This is a genomic window from Qipengyuania pelagi, assembly GCF_009827295.1.
GTDB classification, from domain to species: domain Bacteria; phylum Pseudomonadota; class Alphaproteobacteria; order Sphingomonadales; family Sphingomonadaceae; genus Qipengyuania; species Qipengyuania pelagi.
The window spans coordinates 1935704-1952878 of sequence record NZ_WTYD01000001.1 but is presented as its reverse complement, the minus strand read 5'-3'; the positions used below and the strand labels follow the sequence as shown (position 1 = coordinate 1952878).

The 17175-nt window shown below is 66.1% G+C and carries 15 protein-coding genes; 8 read left to right on the top strand and 7 right to left on the bottom strand.

Features of this window, described 5'->3' with window-relative positions:
- Positions 1–67 precede the first annotated feature (67 nt).
- The 3 genes from GRI47_RS09595 to GRI47_RS09585 are packed head-to-tail and all read right to left on the bottom strand — an operon-like array spanning position 68 to position 4434.
- Positions 68–1909: a DUF885 domain-containing protein gene (locus GRI47_RS09595; protein WP_202387226.1), complete on the bottom strand. Its 1842-nt coding sequence runs from the start codon at positions 1907–1909 to the stop codon at positions 68–70.
- A gap of 24 nt (positions 1910–1933) precedes the next feature.
- Positions 1934–3166, bottom strand: coding sequence for an acetyl-CoA C-acetyltransferase (locus GRI47_RS09590; RefSeq protein WP_160661020.1), 1233 nt, complete (start codon positions 3164–3166; stop codon positions 1934–1936).
- 26 nt (positions 3167–3192) lie between these two features.
- Complete coding sequence (locus tag GRI47_RS09585) at positions 3193–4434, bottom strand: CoA transferase (protein WP_160661019.1); 1242 nt, start codon at positions 4432–4434, stop codon at positions 3193–3195.
- Between the two features lie 169 nt (positions 4435–4603).
- Here GRI47_RS09585 and GRI47_RS09580 point away from each other — a divergent pair, with 169 nt between their 5' ends.
- Entirely contained in the window at positions 4604–6238 is a 1635-nt protein-coding gene (locus GRI47_RS09580) for an acyl-CoA dehydrogenase family protein (protein ID WP_160661018.1), read from the top strand.
- A gap of 19 nt (positions 6239–6257) precedes the next feature.
- Here GRI47_RS09580 and GRI47_RS09575 read toward each other — a convergent pair whose 3' ends face one another.
- The 4 genes from GRI47_RS09575 to GRI47_RS09560 all read right to left on the bottom strand — a co-directional run bounded on the left by GRI47_RS09575 (position 6258) and on the right by GRI47_RS09560 (position 10301).
- Positions 6258–7406 (bottom strand): CaiB/BaiF CoA transferase family protein, encoded by a 1149-nt coding sequence (locus GRI47_RS09575; RefSeq protein ID WP_160661017.1) that lies wholly within the window; start codon positions 7404–7406, stop codon positions 6258–6260.
- A 104-nt stretch (positions 7407–7510) separates the two neighbouring features.
- On the bottom strand, positions 7511–8089 hold the full coding sequence (locus tag GRI47_RS09570) for a PilZ domain-containing protein (RefSeq protein ID WP_337190672.1): 579 nt from the start codon (positions 8087–8089) through the stop codon (positions 7511–7513).
- A 175-nt stretch (positions 8090–8264) separates the two neighbouring features.
- Complete coding sequence (locus GRI47_RS09565) at positions 8265–9089, bottom strand: flagellin N-terminal helical domain-containing protein (protein ID WP_160661015.1); 825 nt, start codon at positions 9087–9089, stop codon at positions 8265–8267.
- 387 nt (positions 9090–9476) lie between these two features.
- Positions 9477–10301, bottom strand: coding sequence for a flagellin N-terminal helical domain-containing protein (locus GRI47_RS09560; protein WP_160661014.1), 825 nt, complete (start codon positions 10299–10301; stop codon positions 9477–9479).
- Positions 10302–10522: 221 nt separating this feature from the next.
- On the opposite strand from GRI47_RS09560, the gene GRI47_RS09555 reads away from it, so the two are divergent.
- From GRI47_RS09555 to GRI47_RS09525, 7 genes are read left to right on the top strand one after another with little or no spacing between them, the layout of a single operon-like run.
- Positions 10523–11809 (top strand): sigma-54 interaction domain-containing protein, encoded by a 1287-nt coding sequence (locus tag GRI47_RS09555; protein WP_160661013.1) that lies wholly within the window; start codon positions 10523–10525, stop codon positions 11807–11809.
- On the top strand, positions 11806–12186 hold the full coding sequence (gene fliE, locus GRI47_RS09550; protein WP_160661012.1) for a flagellar hook-basal body complex protein FliE: 381 nt from the start codon (positions 11806–11808) through the stop codon (positions 12184–12186). Before GRI47_RS09555 ends, fliE begins: the two co-directional genes overlap by 4 nt.
- 3 nt (positions 12187–12189) lie before the next feature.
- A complete protein-coding gene (gene fliF / locus GRI47_RS09545) occupies positions 12190–13818 on the top strand; it encodes a flagellar basal-body MS-ring/collar protein FliF (RefSeq protein WP_160661011.1) in 1629 nt (542 codons plus the stop codon).
- Positions 13815–14867: a flagellar motor switch protein FliG gene (locus tag GRI47_RS09540; protein ID WP_160661010.1), complete on the top strand. Its 1053-nt coding sequence runs from the start codon at positions 13815–13817 to the stop codon at positions 14865–14867. The genes fliF and GRI47_RS09540 overlap by 4 nt, the downstream gene beginning before the upstream one ends.
- On the top strand, positions 14860–15453 hold the full coding sequence (locus GRI47_RS09535; protein ID WP_160661009.1) for a FliH/SctL family protein: 594 nt from the start codon (positions 14860–14862) through the stop codon (positions 15451–15453). The genes GRI47_RS09540 and GRI47_RS09535 overlap by 8 nt, the downstream gene beginning before the upstream one ends.
- On the top strand, positions 15441–16775 hold the full coding sequence (locus tag GRI47_RS09530; RefSeq protein ID WP_160661008.1) for a FliI/YscN family ATPase: 1335 nt from the start codon (positions 15441–15443) through the stop codon (positions 16773–16775). The genes GRI47_RS09535 and GRI47_RS09530 overlap by 13 nt, the downstream gene beginning before the upstream one ends.
- On the top strand, positions 16765–17151 hold the full coding sequence (locus tag GRI47_RS09525; RefSeq protein ID WP_160661007.1) for a hypothetical protein: 387 nt from the start codon (positions 16765–16767) through the stop codon (positions 17149–17151). Before GRI47_RS09530 ends, GRI47_RS09525 begins: the two co-directional genes overlap by 11 nt.
- The last annotated feature ends 24 nt before the right edge of the window (positions 17152–17175 follow it).

The following is a 17175-nucleotide window of genomic DNA, read 5'->3' as shown; positions in this document are numbered from 1 at the left end:
CGCGCGGCAGTGTTGCGCGCGTTAATTGGCCGGATCAAGGGCTGAACCGGCGGGATCGGCGAAACGGTCAGCCTTTCGCGCGCGCGATGTAGCGATCGACCTGATCTTCCAGCGCATCCAATGGCAGCGCGCCTTCGCTCAGCACCGCTTCGTGGAAGGCGCGGATGTCGAAGCGTGTCCCCAGTTCGCGTTCGGCGCGGGCGCGCAGCTCGGCGATCTTCAATTGGCCGATCATGTAGCTCGTCGCCTGGCCGGGATTGTTGATGTAGCGATCGACTTCCTTGGCGATGTCGCGCTCCGAATTGGGCGAATTGGCGCGGAAATAGTCGATCGCCTGCTCGCGGCTCCAGCGCTTGGAATGGATGCCGGTGTCGAGCACAAGCCGGATCGCGCGCCAGATCTGCAGGCTCAGCATTCCGAACCGCTGTTCGGGCGTGGTGTAGACGCCCATCTCGTCCGCCAAACGCTCGGAATAGAGCGCCCAGCCTTCGACATAGGCCCCGTACCCGCCGAAGCGTCGGAATTTGGGCAGGCCTTCGAGCTCCTGCGCGCGGGCGATCTGGAAATGGTGGCCGGGCGCGCCTTCATGGGCGGCAATGGCGTCGGTCTGGATGCGGTTGACCTGCGTCATGTCGGCCAGATTGACGTAAAAGATGCCCGGCCGCGATCCGTCCGGCGCGGGGCGGTTGTAGAAGGCCACCGCCGCCGTGTCCTGCCGGAAGGGTTCGACCGCGCGGACCTCCAGTTCGGCGCGGGGCAGGCGCTCGAAATAGTCGGGCGCCTTCGCCATCACATTCCCGATCAGCGTGCGCGCTTCCTCGAGATAGCGTTCGCGCCCGGCATCGCTGTTCGCGTATTTGTAGGCCGGATCGGTGCGCAGCGCGGCGAAGAATTCCTCCAGCGTTCCGGTGAAGCCGATCTCGTCCTTGACCGCCTCCATCTCTTTGCGGATCGCAGCGACCTGGCTGAGGCCGATCTCGTGAATCTGATCGGCGGTCATGTCGGTCGTGGTCGAGGCGGCGAGGCGGCTGGCGTAATAGGCGTCCCCGTCCGGCAGGCTCCATGCGCCCTGATTGCCGTCGGCGAGCGGTTCGATGGCGGCGATCCCGGCGATCAGCGCCTCCACTCCGTTGCGGAACGGGCCGGTCAGCGCCGCGCGGCCTTCGCCGAGCAGGCGCACCTTTTCGGTGTCGGATATCGAGAGCGCATTCACCTTGGCCTGAAAATCGGCCCAGACCGGATTGTCGGCGCCATCGGTGAACGGCGCGCCTTCCAATATGCTGCGCGCATCCGCCGTCGCGGGTTCGAAGACCATTGCGGGCGGGACGATGCCCATTTCGGCCTGCTGCTTCATCACCGCGACCGTCTCGCGCATCACGCGCTCGCTGTCGCGCAGGCGGGCGATATAGGCCTCGGCATCCGAGACGCTGGCGACCTTGTGCTGGTTGATGAGAAAGACGGGAATGCTGCCCGCGGGCGTCCCATTGGTCGAGACGGGGAAGGAATAGGCGTCGAAGCGGGCGCTCTCCCGGTCCCGCTCGACCTGGCGTTCGAAGAGTTCATAGCTGAGGCGGGCGGAGGGGCCGAGATTGGCGGGATCGAAGCTGGCGCGCATCTCCGCCAGCTGCCGCTCGGCCAGCGCGAGCGAGCGGGCATCGCTCTCCAGCGTGTAATCGCCAAGGCGGTCGTAATCCTGGCGCGAGCCGAGGCTGGTCAGATATTCGGGGCTGAGCGCGACCTGCGCATCGAAGGCGGCATCGAGAAAGGCGAGCAGGCGCGCGTCCTCGGCAGCCGTCGATGCCGCCGGGGCGGCTACGGATGGAGGGGCGCTGGCCATCGGGGCGGTCTGGGCGGCGCAGCCCGCCATCAGCAGGGCAAGCGGCAGGGCGGGAAGCAGGCGATTATGCATGAAAATATCCTCTCTCGAATTGGTTCAGGCCGCGCGTTCGAACACCGCCGCCATGCCTTGGCCGCCGCCGATGCACATGGTTTCAAGGCCAAAGCGCACCTCGCGCCGCTGCATCTCGTAGGCCATGTCGGCGAGGATGCGGATGCCCGTCGCGCCGATCGGGTGGCCGAGCGAGATGCCCGATCCGTTGACGTTGACGATGTCGCGGCGGCTGTCGTCGTCGGCAAAGCCCCAGCCTTTCATCACCGCGAGCGCCTGGGGCGCGAAGGCTTCGTTCAATTCGATCAGGCCGATATCGTCCCAGCCCAGCCCGGTCCGCGCAAACAAGCGATCGACGGCGGGCACCGGGCCGATGCCCATGCGGCTGGGGTCGCAACCCGCCGCGCTCCAGCTGTGGAACCACAGGATCGGTTCGAGGCCGAGTTCCTCGACCTTGTCTTCCGCCACGACGAGGCAGGCGGCGGCGGCATCGTTCTGCTGGCTGGCATTTCCGGCGGTGACGATCGCATCCCTGTCGCGCTTGCCGTCGATGGCGCGCAAGCCGCCCAGCGTCTCCATGCTGGCATCCGCGCGGAAGCCTTCGTCTTTGGCGAAAACGACCGGGTCGCCGCGCCGCTGCGGGATTTCGACCGGCACGAGCTGGTGGTCGAAGCGGCCCGCTTCCCAGGCGGCGGCGGCATTCTGGTGGGACCGGACCGCGAACGCATCGGCCTGTTGGCGCGAGATCTCGTAATCCTTGGCGAGGTTTTCCGCCGTCTCGATCATGCCGGTGATGACGCCGAAGCGTTCGATCGGCTGGCTCATCAACCGCCCGCGCGTCAGCCGGTCCCACAGCACCATGTCGCCCATGCGCGCACCGTGGCGGGCCTTGGTCGTATAATGTTCGACATTGGACATGCTCTCGACCCCGCCGGCGAGCACGCAATCCGCAACGCCGGTCTGGACCATCATCGCCGCGGTGGCGACCGCCTGAAGGCCCGAGCCGCAGCGCCGGTCGAGCTGGAAGCCGGGGACCTCGATCGGCATTCCGGCCGCCAGCCAGCTCCAGCGTCCGATCGCGGGCGCCTCGCCGCTGCCATAGCCCTGAGAGAAGACGACATCCTCGACCCGCTCGGGATCGACGCCGCTGCGCTCGACCAGCGCCTTGATGATGATCGCACCAAGTTCCCCCGCCTCGATCGGGGCGAGCGTGCCGAGGAATGCGCCGACAGGCGTGCGCAAGGGCGAACAGATGGCGACGCGGCGAAGATGGGTCATGGACAAGGCTCCGGTTCGATAAGGGGTCAGGCGGTTTCGTCGGACAGGCGAGCGATCCGGCGATCGACCAGATCGGCGATCGCGCCGGAGGGCAGGCCGAGCCGGTCGGCCAGCACCTCCTCGGTATGCTGGCCGAGATAGGGGGCGGGGGCCGGATCGCCTGCTTCCTGGGCTGGCAGATTGGCAAAGCTGCGCGGTGCCGGATAGGCAAAGCCGCTGGGATTGGCGGGGGAAGGGCCGAACAGCGGATTGTCCGCGACCAGTTCGGGGTCGTTCGCGGCCTCGTACATGGTGCGATAGCGTTCGAAGGTGCAGCCGCGCTCCGCCATTCGGGCGGAGAGATCCGCCCAATTGCGTTGGCCCGCGCGCGCCTGGAACAGGGTGAACAGCCGGTGGCGATGTTCGAAGCGCGGCGCGTCGCCATCTGCGAAGCGCACGCCGAGTTCGTCCTCCAGCGCCGCGATTTCGTCGGCGAGGTCGAAGGCGGCGACCAGGCCGTCCCATTGCTTGGCGGTCAGCGCGGCGAGCATGAAGCGCTGGTCGTCCCGACTGCGGAAATCGCGTCCGAACGCGCCCCAGATGGCATTGCCCAATCGCTCGCGATCCGCCCCGCGATAGAGCATTTCGGCCATCGCCCCGCTATTCGCGACCGTCCCGATCGCGACATCGCCCAGCGGTATGCGCACTTCGCTTCCGCGTCCGGTGGCGTCGCGACGGCGCAAGGCGGCCAATAGAGCGAAGGCGCTATAGGCCCCGGTGATGAAATCCCAGGCGGGGAGAACCTGATTGACCGGCGGTGCGGTGCGCTGGTCCCAATCCTCCGGCCCGCACATCAGCGGATAGCCGCTGGCGGCGTTGACGGTGAAGTCCATCGCCTGCCGCCCGTCATGCCAGCCCATGATCCTGACGCTGACGAGATCGTCCGCCCCGTCCGGCTGGCGCGCCTTGACCGCGTCGTGCGAGAGGAAGCTTTTCTCTGGCAGATTGGTGATGAGATTGCCTGTCCGCGCCGCCAGCTCGACCAGCAATTCGCGCCCCTCTTCCCCCCTCAGGTCGAGCGCCACAGACTTCTTCGCGCGGTTCAGATTTTCCCAGCTGAGCGAGCGGCCTTCCTTCGTCAGCATATAACGATCGTAATCCAGCCCGCCCGCGATGTGATCGACCCGGATGACCTCCGCCCCCATCTGCGCGCAATAGAGCCCGGCAGTGGGCGAGGCGACGAAGCTGGACGCCTCGACGATCGAAAGACCGGACAGGAGATCGTACATAGGCGGGGCGGGGTCCTTCGCTGTGATCGTCCGGGCTGCGATGCCAAGCCTGACGCGCGAAGGCCAGCCCTTCCTGCGCGGGATGGCTCTCGCTGCGGCGGGCCGAGGGAGCGCTTGCGCCGATCGGTTGCAGGCCATAGCGACCGGACACAGACAAGGAGAGACGGGAATGCGCGATTGGATCGAGGCGGCTCAAGACGCCGTGCGCGCCTGCGACGGGTTCGTGGAAACGATGCGCGACGGGCTCGCCACGGCCGGTGACGAAGACCAGCGCCTGCTCCACGGGTTCGCCTGGTATGCGACCACGGCGGCAGCGCTATCTGCGACCGCGCAGTGGGCGCATAGCGCGTTGGAGAGGGGCAGTTTCGCCGCAATCGACGCCCTCGTTCTGCGGATCGGGTTCGGCGAATATCTGGGCCAGATCGCGCATGGGGTGGCGATGAGCCAGTCCGAGATCGTTCGCCCGGCGGAGTTCGGGCTGGTCGCGGAGGCGCGCGTTTTTGCGGACGATCCGGCGGTGGCACGCTTTCTTTCTAGTCCTGATACGGCGGCCCTGCGCCGCGAACTCGCCGAACGGCTGGCGGCGGGAGAGCGGCCCTGCGAAAGCTTTGGCGACGAAACGCTCGACCTGATCCGCGACCAGTTCCGCGCCTTTACAGCCACGCGCATTGCGCCCCACGCCCATCGCTGGCACCTCGAGGACGCGCTGATCCCGCTGGAGCTCGTGGACGAGATGGCCGCGCTCGGCGTGTTCGGGGTCTGCATCGCCGAGGACCATGGTGGGCTCGGCTTGGGCAAGTTGGCGATGGCGCTCGTGTCGGAGGAATTGTCGCGCGGCTGGATCTGTGCCGGATCGCTCGGCACCCGCTCCGAGATCGCGGGCGAGCTGATCGGCGCGAACGGGACCGAGGCGCAGAAGGCGAAATTCCTCCCCCGCCTCGCCGATGGCTCCATCCTGCCGACCGCGGTCTTCACCGAACCCGATGCGGGATCGGACCTCGCCTCGCTGCGCACGCGGGCCCGGCGCGATGCCAAGGGCGGCTGGCGGATCGACGGCGCCAAGACCTGGATCACCCATGCCGCGCGCGCCGATCTGATGACCGTGCTGGTGCGCACCGATTCCGACACGCCCGGCTATGGCGGCCTCTCCATGCTGCTCGCCGAAAAGACGCGCGGCACCGAAGCCGATCCCTTCCCCGACGAAGGTCTGGCGGGCGAGGAGATCGAGGTGCTCGGCTATCGCGGAATGCGCGAATATTCGCTCGGCTTCGAAGGCTTCTCGGTGGCGGAGGATGGATTGCTGGGCGGCGAGGAAGGGAAGGGTTTCAAGCAATTGATGCAGACCTTCGAAGGCGCGCGCATCCAGACCGCGGCGCGCGCCATCGGCGTCGCCTGGAACGCCTTCGATCTCGCGCTGTCCTATGCCGGACAGCGCAGCCAGTTCGGAAAGGCGCTGCTGGAATTCCCCCGCGTGTCGGACAAGCTGGCGCTGATGGTCTGTGAGATCGTGATGGCGCGCGAACTCACTTATAGCGCCGCGCGCGAGAAGGATCGCGGGGAGCGCTGCGATATCGATGCGGGCATGGCGAAGCTGATCGCCGCGCGCACGGCGTGGGGTGCTGCGGACAATGCCTTGCAGGTCCATGGCGGCAATGGCTACGCGCTGGAATACGAGATCAGCCGCGTGCTGTGTGATGCGCGCATCCTCAACATCTTCGAAGGGGCGGGCGAGATCCAGGCGCAGGTCGTCGGGCGCGGATTGCTGGCGGGAACGCGGTCAGCCGCGCAGTCGAAGACGGGGTGAAGCCCCTCGCGCGCGGCGATCAGGCGAAGGCGCCGCTCTCGCGCAGCTTCGCGATCTCGTCGGGCGCCAGCCCCATCTCGCGCAGCACAGTCTCGCTGTCATCGCCCGGCAAGGGGGCGGGCGCGGGCGTCGCGCTCGGTGTCGCGGAATAGCGCGGGGCAGGCGCGGGCTGGACATGATCGCCCACCGTCACGAAGGTTTCCCGCGCGCGGTTGTGGGGATGCTCGGCCGCCTCGCTCATCGTCAGCACCGGCGCGTAGCAGACATCGGTGTGCTCCAGCAGCGCATCCCATTCGCTGCGCGTCTTCGTCCTGAACAGCTGCGTCAACTTCGCCTTCAGAGCCGGCCATTGCGACCGATCGTGCTGGGCATCGAAGTCCGGGTCGTCGGACAGGCCCGCCAGCTCGCGCAATTGCGCGTAGAATTGCGGTTCGATCGAACCGATGGAGACGAATTTCCCGTCCGCGGTCTCATAGGTGTCGTAGAAATGCGCCCCGGTATCGAGCGCGTTGACGCCCAGGTCCTCCTGCCAGACGCCGGCATTCCTCATCCCGTGGATCATGCCCATCAGGACGGCCGTCCCATCGGTCATCGCCGCATCGATCACCTGCCCTTCGCCGCCGCGCGCGACATTCAAGAGCGCGCTGACCATCCCGAAGGCGAGCATCATCCCCCCTCCGCCGAAATCGCCGACCATGTTGATCGGCGGTGTCGGCTTGTCGCCTGCGCGCCCGAAATGCGCGAGGGCCCCGGCAAGGGCGATGTAATTGATGTCGTGCCCGGCATGGGGGGCATAGGGCCCGGTCTGTCCCCACCCGGTCATGCGGCCGTAAACGAGCTTCGGATTGTCGGCGAGAAGCGCGTCCGGGCCGAGACCCAGCCGCTCCATCACGCCGGGGCGGAACCCTTCGATGAGACCGTCCGCCGTCGCGCATAAGCGGCGGGCGAGGGCGACGCCCTTTTCGCTCTTCAGGTCGATCGCGATGGATTTGCGCCCACGCGCCAACACGTCGGCGCGGCTGACAGGGGAAGATCCGCCGCGCGATCCGCTGGCGCGATCGATGCGGATCACCTCGGCGCCGTGATCGGCCAGCATCATGCCGCAAAACGGACCCGGCCCGATCCCTGCGAATTCCACGATGCGCAATCCAGTCAGCGGCCCGGCCATGTCTTTCTCCCGTCTCCAGCCGCTTCATTGGCGAGGGCTGTCGGGTCAGACCATGGCAGCGCGGTGGCATTGCGCCAAGGGTGGGAATGCGTCGGGGCGTTCGCTCAGCGTTGGTCGGCGAGCTTGCGCAAGGTCTGCACTGCCAGGTCCAGCGCCTGGAGTTTGCCCATGTGGCGCGAGACCACGTCCATATCGCCCGACAGCGCATCGGCGAGCTCTTCGAGCTGGTCCGCGACCGACGCCGCGTGATTGGCGTCGACGACACGCGACATGAGCGGGGCGGGCGCTGCCACGCCAGGAGAAGGGAATCGATCGTCACTCGGCATCGCGCCGGATTTGGCGGCGGCCACCACGCGATCGACATCGGTCTGCGAACGCCCGGCGTTCGGAAGCCACTCCGCGACATGGGCGGTCCCGTTGAAGCGGATGCCGGCGCGATTGCCTGCAACCCACACGATCTCGCCTTCGAGTTCGAGAGTGCCGCGCAGGATACGGCATTGCGCCGATGGCATGGGCAGCGCGGGCCCTTCCACCATCGCCCCTCCGCTCGACATATTACGGATCTTGACCTTGCCCAGCGCCGAAGCGCTGGAAAGCTCCGCGATCACGAACATATTCGTGCGCGGCGCGCGCGGCGAACCCTGGGGTTGATCCGAAACGGTAGGATAGGCGCTAGGAAGCATTCTGTTTCTTCTCCGATTGCTGCTTGGCAGGACAGCCTCAAAGACAGCCTTTGCTTCCTATGAGTATTTATACCTAATTCAGGCCAGACCTCGGTGTGGCCGGATCATGCGGAAAGGCCCGTCGCCCCTTGAAGAGAGCGACGGACCCATTCGCCAATCGAGTGATCGATCGTAATTATTTCAGAAGCGAGAGAACGTTCTGCTGGCTCTGATTGGCCTGCGCCAACATCGCGCTCGACGCCTGGCTCAGGATCTGCGCCTTGGCGAGCGCGGTCGTTTCGGCGGAATAGTCGGTATCCTCGATCCGCGAACGGGCGTCGGACAGGTTGGTCGACCCGGTCGTCATCGTGTTGATGGCGGATTCGAGCTGGTTCTGCGCCGCACCGAGACCGGCGCGCGCGCCGCTGATGACGCCGAGCTGGGTATCCACGGTTGCCATCGTGAGGGTGGCGTTCGCACCATTCGCGCCCGTGACGTCGTAGGTTGCGGCGGAAACCGGGGTCAGATCGCTGAAGGTCATCGTGACGGTGTCCGAAGCGTTCGCGCCGGTCTGGATCTGGACCGCTCCGGCGGTGCCGGCGGTGCCGTCGAACAGCTTGTTGCCGTTGAATTCGGTACTGGCCAGGACGTTGGTCATCTGATCCGTGAGCGCGGTGATTTCCGTCTGGAGGTTGGCGCGGTCGGCACCCGAATAGGTTTCCGAGGCTGCCTGCACTGCCAGTTCGCGGATACGCTGGAGCATGTTGGTGATCTCGCCCAGCGCGCCTTCGGCCGTCTGCGCCATCGAGATACCGTCATTGGCGTTGCGGATGCCCTGGTTCATGCCGCGCACCTGCGCGGTCATGGTGGTGGCGATGGCGAGGCCTGCGGCGTCGTCCTTGGCGGAGTTGATGCGCTTGCCGGTCGACAGGCGTTCCATCGCGGTGCCCAGCGTCTTGCTGGCGGCGGTCGCGGCGTTGGCGGCTTTCATCGAGCCGATATTGGTGTTGATCACGTTCATGGCGAAAATCCTTTGATCTGACGAACGCAACCCCGGTCAGGGGGCAGCGATGGGAACCAGACCGGCAGGATCGACCAGGCATTAAGGTCATGGTTTACGAATTGCCTCTTCGGATTAACCAAATGGCCCGCTGCCAATGAATGAAAATAGTAAGGATAACAAAAGGTTGACGAAAAATTCGGGACATACCGAGACGATGCAAAAAAATTTTTCCGGGCCATGTTTTCGCACGTAGATCCGGGCGATCGAAGGCCGTATCTCGCGCTATCGCACTCGGTAGAATTACGGTCCGGCTCTCGAAACCTCGTTTTAGGACCGGACATGCGAAAAGGCCCGCCACTCTTTCGAGTGACGGGCCCCTTCGCCAATCGGGTGATCGATGTGTTATTAACGCAGCAGCGACAGGACGCTCTGCTGGCTCTGGTTGGCCTGGGCCAGCATGGCGCTCGAAGCCTGACTCAGGATCTGGGCCTTGGCGAGAGCGGTCGTCTCGGCCGAATAGTCGGTGTCTTCGATCCGCGAACGGGCGTCGGACAGGTTGGTCGACCCGGTCGTCATGGTGTTGACGGCGGATTCGAGCTGGTTCTGCGAGGCACCGAGGCTGGCACGGGCGCTGCTGATGGCGTCGAGCTGGGTGTCGACGGTCGCCATCGTGGTGGTCGCTGCCGAACCGTCGGCACCGGCCACGCTGTAGGTGGCACCCGAAACGGCCGAGAGGTCGGAGAAGGTCAGGCTAACCGTGTCGGTGGAGTTCGCACCGGTCTGGATCTTCACGACGCCAGCGGTACCGGCCGTGCCGTCGAACAGCTTGTTGCCGTTGAATTCGGTGTTGGTGAGGACGTTGGTCATCTGCGTCTGAAGCGCGTCGATTTCCGTCTGCAGGTTGGTGCGGTCGTCGGCGGAATAGGTTTCCGAAGCGGCCTGGACCGACAGTTCACGAACGCGCTGCAGCATGTTGGTGACTTCGCTCAGCGCGCCTTCGGCCGTCTGCGCCATCGAGATGCCGTCATTGGCGTTGCGGATGCCCTGGTTCATGCCGCGAACCTGCGAGGTCATGGTAGTGGCGATGGCGAGGCCTGCGGCGTCGTCCTTGGCGGAGTTGATGCGCTTACCGGTCGAGAGGCGTTCCATCGCGGTGCCGAGCATCTTGCTGGCGGCGTTGGCGGAGTTGGTGGCCTTCATCGCGCCGATATTGGTGTTGATCACGTTCATGGCAAAAATTCCTTCTGGTCTATCGATCACTGCCCCCCGTCAGGATGCGGCAGCCGAGACACAGACCGACCAATCTTGCCGGTATTTAAGCCTTGCCGGGGCAGGAATTTGCCGCCCCGGAAATCCCATAGGTAAAAATACTAGGTCTAAAATTATCCATTCCTTGGTCGTGCAGGGCGCAAAAGCCTTCCTGTCGTTAAGACATGGCAATCGAGGGCCCAATGGACGGACTGACCAAGACCACGAATTTTTCGCGCAAGCACGGGTCGCTGGACTCGCGACTGGCCGGAATCGCCTCGTCGCTCTTCATGAAAAAGCCGGTGACGCTGGCGGATGAAGACGATTCGAGTGCGAACCGGGATGCGCGCAGCATCGTGATTGCGCGATCGGACACTCCGGCGCTGGCGCGCTCGGGGCAGGGCGGCACTCTTTATTATAAGGACCCCAACGCGGAAGGCAGCATCGCCGCGCTGGTGGCCATGGTCTATGCGGGCCAGGGGCCGGTGGCCGCCGATCCCGCCATGCTGTCGATCATCGCGCTGGCCGATCGCCTGGCGCGCACCGAAATCCCCGTCCTCATCAACGGGCCGACCGGCACCGGCAAGGAAGTCCTGTCGACCTTCATCCATGCGCGCAGCGACCGGGCGGACAAGCCCTTCATCGCCGTCAATTGCGCGGCGATCCCCGAAACCATGCTCGAAGCCATGCTGTTCGGACATGAGAAGGGCTCGTTCACCGGCGCCAATGCGGCTGCCGAAGGCTTCTTCCGCGCGGCGGATGGCGGCACGCTGCTGCTGGACGAGATCGCGGAAATGCCGCTTTCGCTCCAGGCGAAGCTGCTGCGCGCCCTGCAGGAAGGCGAAGTCGTCCCCGTGGGCGCGACCCGCCCGGTCAAGGTGGACGTACGCATTATCGCCTGCGCCAACCGCGATCTGCCCCACGAGGTCGAACAGGGCCGCTTCCGCGCCGACCTTTTCTATCGCCTCAACGTCTTTCCCATTTCGATGCCCGCTTTGCGCGAGCGCCCGGCCGATATCGCGCCGCTCGCCTTCGCCATGCTGCTGCGCCACACGCCGAAGGGCGAGAGGACGCCGTGGATCGGCGATGCCGCGCTCGATACGCTGCGCGGCTATGCCTGGCCGGGCAATGTCCGCGAGTTGGAAAACGTGATGCGCCGCGCGCTGCTGCTGGCGCAGGGCGAAAGCGAGATCGCGCCCCATCACATCGTGTTCGACATGGCCGCGCGCCCGGTCGCGCAGGAACCGGCCACGGTCACGCCGATCATGGACAGCGTGGTGGCGGGGGTCGCGGACGCCACTCCGGCGAACCCGGCGAAGCTTTCGAAGATCGTGAAGCTCAGCGAAGCGCGCGCGATCATGGACACTCTTGAATCGGTCGGCGGACACCGCGCCAATGCGGCGCGGGCGCTGGGCATCAGCGAGCGCACCCTGCGCTATCGCCTGGCGTCCTTCCGTGAAGCCGGCATCGCTATGGGAGCGGCACGATGAACCCGGTAGGCGGCATTGGCGGCGGGGGATCGATCGAACAGATCATCGCCCTGCGCCAGCAGATCATCGATCGGTCGAAGGTCCTCACCGATCTCCACCAAGCGAAACCCGCCGCACCGAGCGAAGCGGGCGGGATCGGCGGCGCCGAGGCGCAACCGACCAGTTTCGGCGATTCGCTCAAGGGCGCGCTCGACAGCGTCAATGCGGCGCAGAGCCGTTCGGGCGAACTTACCGCGGCCTACGAGCGCGGCGAGACGACCGACATCGCCAAGGTCATGCTGGCCCGCCAGGAAGCGGGCGTGGCGTTCGAAGCAACTCTCCAGGTGCGCAACAAGCTGTTGTCCGCGTATCAGGAAACCATGCGGATGGGGATCTGATAGATGAGCAATCTCGTTCCCGCAGGCGCGCCCGCCCAGGCCGGGATGTCCGCCAATCTCAGCGGTGGGACCATCGTCGATCGCGCCAAGGCGCTGACGGCGCAGCCGGGCGTAAGGAAGATGCTGCCCTGGTTCGCCGGTACGGCGGGCCTCGGCGTATTGGCGCTGACCTGGGCGGCCCTGTCGCCCGCGCCCCAGCGCACGCTCTATTCCTCGCTTGACGATGCCGATAGGGCGAGTGTCGTCGAAACGCTCGACACCGCAGGCATCGCCTATACGATCGACAACAATTCAGGCGCCTTGAGCGTGGGCGAGGACGATCTCTACCGCGCGCGGATGCTCGTCGCGTCCGACGGTTCGCTGGCGGCGCCCGAAAGCGGCCAGCAGATGCTCGAAAACCTGCCGATGGGTGCCAGCCGCACCCTCGAGGGCGATCGCCTGCGCGCGGCGCAGGAACGCGAACTGGAAATGACCATCGCGGAAATCGACGGGGTCGAGTCGGTACGCGTGCATCTCGCCAAGGCCGAACGCTCCGTCTTCGTGCGCGAAGCGGTCGATCCGTCGGCCTCCGTCATGGTGCGCATGGCGCGCGGACGTCAGCTCGGCGACAGCCAGGTCAATGCGATCACCAATCTCGTCGCCGCATCGGTGCCGGGTCTGGGAACCGATGCGGTCAAGGTGGTGGACCAGCACGGCAAGCTTCTGACCCAGGCGCGCGATCCCAATAGCGGGCGGCTGGATCTCCAGGCGCAGCTCGAAGCCAAGCTCAACGCGCAGGTCAACCAGCTGCTCGCGCCCATGTTCGGGTCCGATGCCTTCTCCGCCCAGGTCCAGGTCGAGCTCGACATGAACGAGGTCACCTCCGCGCGCGAAAGCTACGACAAGGACGGGACGATCCGTCGCGAGACCACGCAGCAATCGCAGACCGCCAGCACTCAGGCGGGCGGCATTCCGGGCGTGCTCGCCAACACCCCACCCGCCGATGCCGAGGCCGAACAGCGCGCTCCCGAAGACGGGCAGGCTGCGGGCGGCGCAGGCCAGACGGGCGAAAGCAGCGCCACGCGCGTCTACGAGATGGGCCGCGAAGTGTCGGTCTCGAACCTGACGCCGGGATCGATCAAATATCTCTCGGTCGCGGTCGCCATCGACCAGGCGGCTCTCGCCAAGGCGAGCGCGGCGGACATCAACAAGGTCAAGGAACTGGTCACCGCCGCCGTCGGCGCGCGTGCAGACCGGGGCGATCAGGTCACCGTGATCATGCGTCCGTTCGAAAAGATCGAGGAAGAGGCCATCCCCTTCTACGAAACCGGCTGGTTCGCCATGGCGGTGCGCAACGGGGTTGCCATCCTGGCGGTCCTGCTGGTGCTCCTTCTGGCGGTGCGCCCCGCGATCAAGGCGCTGAAGGCCCGCACTGAACCGACCAGCGAAAGCGAAGGGGAAGACGAAGAGACCGTGCTGGTGAAGGGCCCGGACGGCACCTATTCGCCGGCCCCCAATCCCGGCGTCGATCGCGAGGCGCTGGACGCCCAGATCGCGCTTGCCCAGCGCATCGCGCGCGAAAATCCCGACGATGCCGTGCGCGCTCTGCGCCTGCTTCTTTCCGATAACAGCCATCAGGGACAGGCGGCATGATCCAGTCCGATGTGACCCAGGCCGAAGCGCAAGAGCTCGCCCTGCCCCCCGCTCTGGCGGGGATCGACAAGGCGGCCATCATGGTGATGCTGCTGGCCGAAGAGGATGCCTCGCTCATCCTCGGCCAGCTCACGCCCGACGAATTGCGCCTGCTCGCGACCACCATGGTTGCGATGGGCGAGGTCGAACCCAAGGCCATCTCGGATGCGATCGCGGGCTTCTCGCAATCGACCGAGGGCAAGGGGATTTCCGGCCATGGCCGCATCGACAGCGTGCGCCGTATGCTCGAAGGCGCGGTGGGCGAGGTCAAGACCGAGAACCTGATGCGCCAAGTCGCGCCGCAGGAAGAGGAGATGACCCAGCCCGCGCTCGGCCTGCTGCGCTGGCTCGATCCCAAGATCATCGGCGAAATTCTCGCCGACGAGAACCCCCAGGCGATCGCGGTCCTGCTGTTGCAGCTCGACAGCGAGGTGGCCGCGGCCGCGCTCGCGGCATTGCCCGAACATCTCCACACGCCGGTGCTTCACCGCGTCGCGCGCCTCGGCCCGGTTTCGCGCCAGGCGATCACCATTCTCGAACAGACGCTCAACGCCAAGATCGAACGGCTCCACGGGGCGATCCCCCTTACCATGGGCGGGATCCAGCAGGCGGCCGCGATCATCAACAGTTCGCACCGCAGCGTGGAAAAGCGCGTCATGCCGTCGATCAGCAAGATCGACAAACAGCTCGCCAAGGAACTCGAGACCGAGATGTTCAAGTTCGAGCATCTCTTCGCTCTCGACACCAAGAGCACCGGCACGCTGCTGCGCGAGGTCGAAAGCGATATCCTCATCCTGGCGCTCAAGGGGCTGGAGGAAATCCAGCGCGAACAGTTCTTCGCCGCCATGTCGAGCCGCGCGGCGGACGGATTGCGCGACGAGATCGAAGGTCGCGGAAGGGTCAAGAAGACCGAGGTCGATTCCGCGCAGAAGGAAATCGTCGCGATTGCGAAGAGGCTTATCGCGCAGGGCGATCTGATCATGGGCGCGGGCGACGACGATTATGTCTAGGATTGCCTACGCCTCTCTGGGGCGTCCCGGGGCGTTCACCCCCAACAACCGCTTTTCGCGCGCGCCCGCCCCCGGCCAGCTCGATCAGGCCCAGCCCGATCCGGTTCCGACCGATCCCTTGGCGGATTCCTACGCCAGCGGCTATCGCGACGGACAGGCCGCCGCGCTGGCGCAGGCCGAGGAGGCCATGCAGCGCGAGCGCCGGGAGCGGGCCCTGATCGAACTCGCCTTCGCCCGCTTCGATGCGGAAAGCGCCCTGTCCTTGCGGGAAAACCTGCGCGCCACCGTCCTTGCGCTGTGCGAGGATGCGATCCTTCCTTTGGCGCTCGACATGGACGGGCTCGCCCGCCGGATCGAGACCGCCGCCGCGATGTTCCAGCGCCGCCATGACGAGCGCACCATCCTCCTGCACCCCGACGATCTCGCTCTGGTGAAGGACCATGTGTCCGACTCGCTCGATTTGAGGGCGGATGCCAGCGTCGAGCGTGGCGGATTGCGCGTAGAAACGGAAGACGGGGGCGTCGAGGACGGTCCCGAACAATGGCGCCGCGCCATCGAGGAAGCGCTGGGTTCATGCGCGCCCTGATCGAGACCACTCTTCAGGAATGCGCAGGCGGCGGCAGCCTCGACCTCGCGCCGCGCCGCTTCGGCCGCGTGGTCGCCTGCGACGGGGGTCTGATCGAGGTATCCGGCCTCGGCGTTCCGATCGGGACGCTGTGCACTATCGCGCAGGGACGCGGAGTCGAACACCGGGCGGAAACGATCGGGTTCCGCAACGGCCACACGATGATGATGATGCTCGGCGATACGGTATTGCTGCGCCCCGGTGCGGTTGTCCGTCCTGAGGCCAATCCCGGAATGCTGTCGGTCGGCGAGGATTTCCTCGGCCGTTCGGTGGACGGGGCGGGGCGCCCGATCGACGGGAAGGGGCCGATCGGAACCGGCGTGCCCTGGCCCGCGGGCGGCTACAGGGTCGACGCCCTCGACCGGTCGAGCGTGACCGAGCCGCTGGATGTCGGCATCCGGTCCCTGAACGCGCTGACGACTTTCGGCGAGGGGCAGCGGATCGGCATCATGGCCGGATCGGGCGTGGGCAAATCGGTGCTGATGGACATGATCGTCCACGGCGCGGATGCCGATGCCATCGTCGTCGGCCTGATCGGCGAGCGCGCGCGCGAAGTGTCCGACTTCGTCAATCGCTATATGGGCGGGGAGCGTGCAGGCCGCACCGCGATCGTCGCCGTGCCCGCCGACCATGCCGCCAATCTGCGCCTGCGCGGCGCGATGCTGGCGACCAGCCTCGCCGAGCATCTGCGATCGCAGGGCAAGCGCGTGCTCCTTATATTGGACAGTCTCACCCGCGTGGCCCACGCCGCGCGCGAGATCGGCATCCTGCTGGGCGAACCGGGGGCGGCGCGCGGGTATCCCCCGTCGGCCCTTTCCACCATCACCAAGCTGATTGAACGCGCGGGCAATTCGGCGGAAAGCGGCGGCTCGATCACGGGGATCTACACCGTGCTCGCCGATGGGGACGACCAGAACGATCCGGTGGTGGACACCGCGCGCGCCATCTTGGATGGGCATATCGTCCTCTCGCGCGAGATCGCGCAGCGCGGGCAATATCCCGCCGTCGATATCGGCGCTTCGCTCAGCCGCGTGATGAACGACATCGTATCGCCCGAACACGAGGCGGCGGCGCGTCGCTTCCGCGCGCTGACCGCCGCATACGAGGCCAATCGCGATCTCGTGATGATGGGGGCCTATCGTCCGGGAACGGACAGGACGCTGGACGAGGCGATCGCGCTCCATCCGCGCATGGTCGCCTTCCTCAGCCAGGGGACACGCGATCAGGTCACGCTCGCCGATGCGGCGGATCAGATGCAGGAGTTGATCGCCCATGCCGCCTGACAAGCGCAAGCTGAAACGCGCCAAATTGATCGAGCGCGTCCGCACGGTGGAGAAGAGCCGCTCCGCGCTCGCCGCATCCGAGGCCGAGGCGCTGCGCCTGCGGCTGTTCGGCGTGGCGGAACGCACACGATCGCTGGCGCGCCACTACGCGGAGAAGGACGATGCGCTGACGGGCATGGATCTGCGCAGCGGCAAGGCGATGCAGAAACAGCTCGAACAGCTGGTGGCGGTGAGTTCGAAACAGGCGGCCGAGGCGGAGAAGCGTTCCGACGCGACGCTTGGGGAACTGGCTGCGTCCGAACGCCGCAGAAAGCGCGCGGTCGAGGACCGGCGCGATCTCGTTAAGGCGATCGTCACGCATCTCTCGCATCAATAGGGAGAGCCCCGCGCGGGGTTTGGC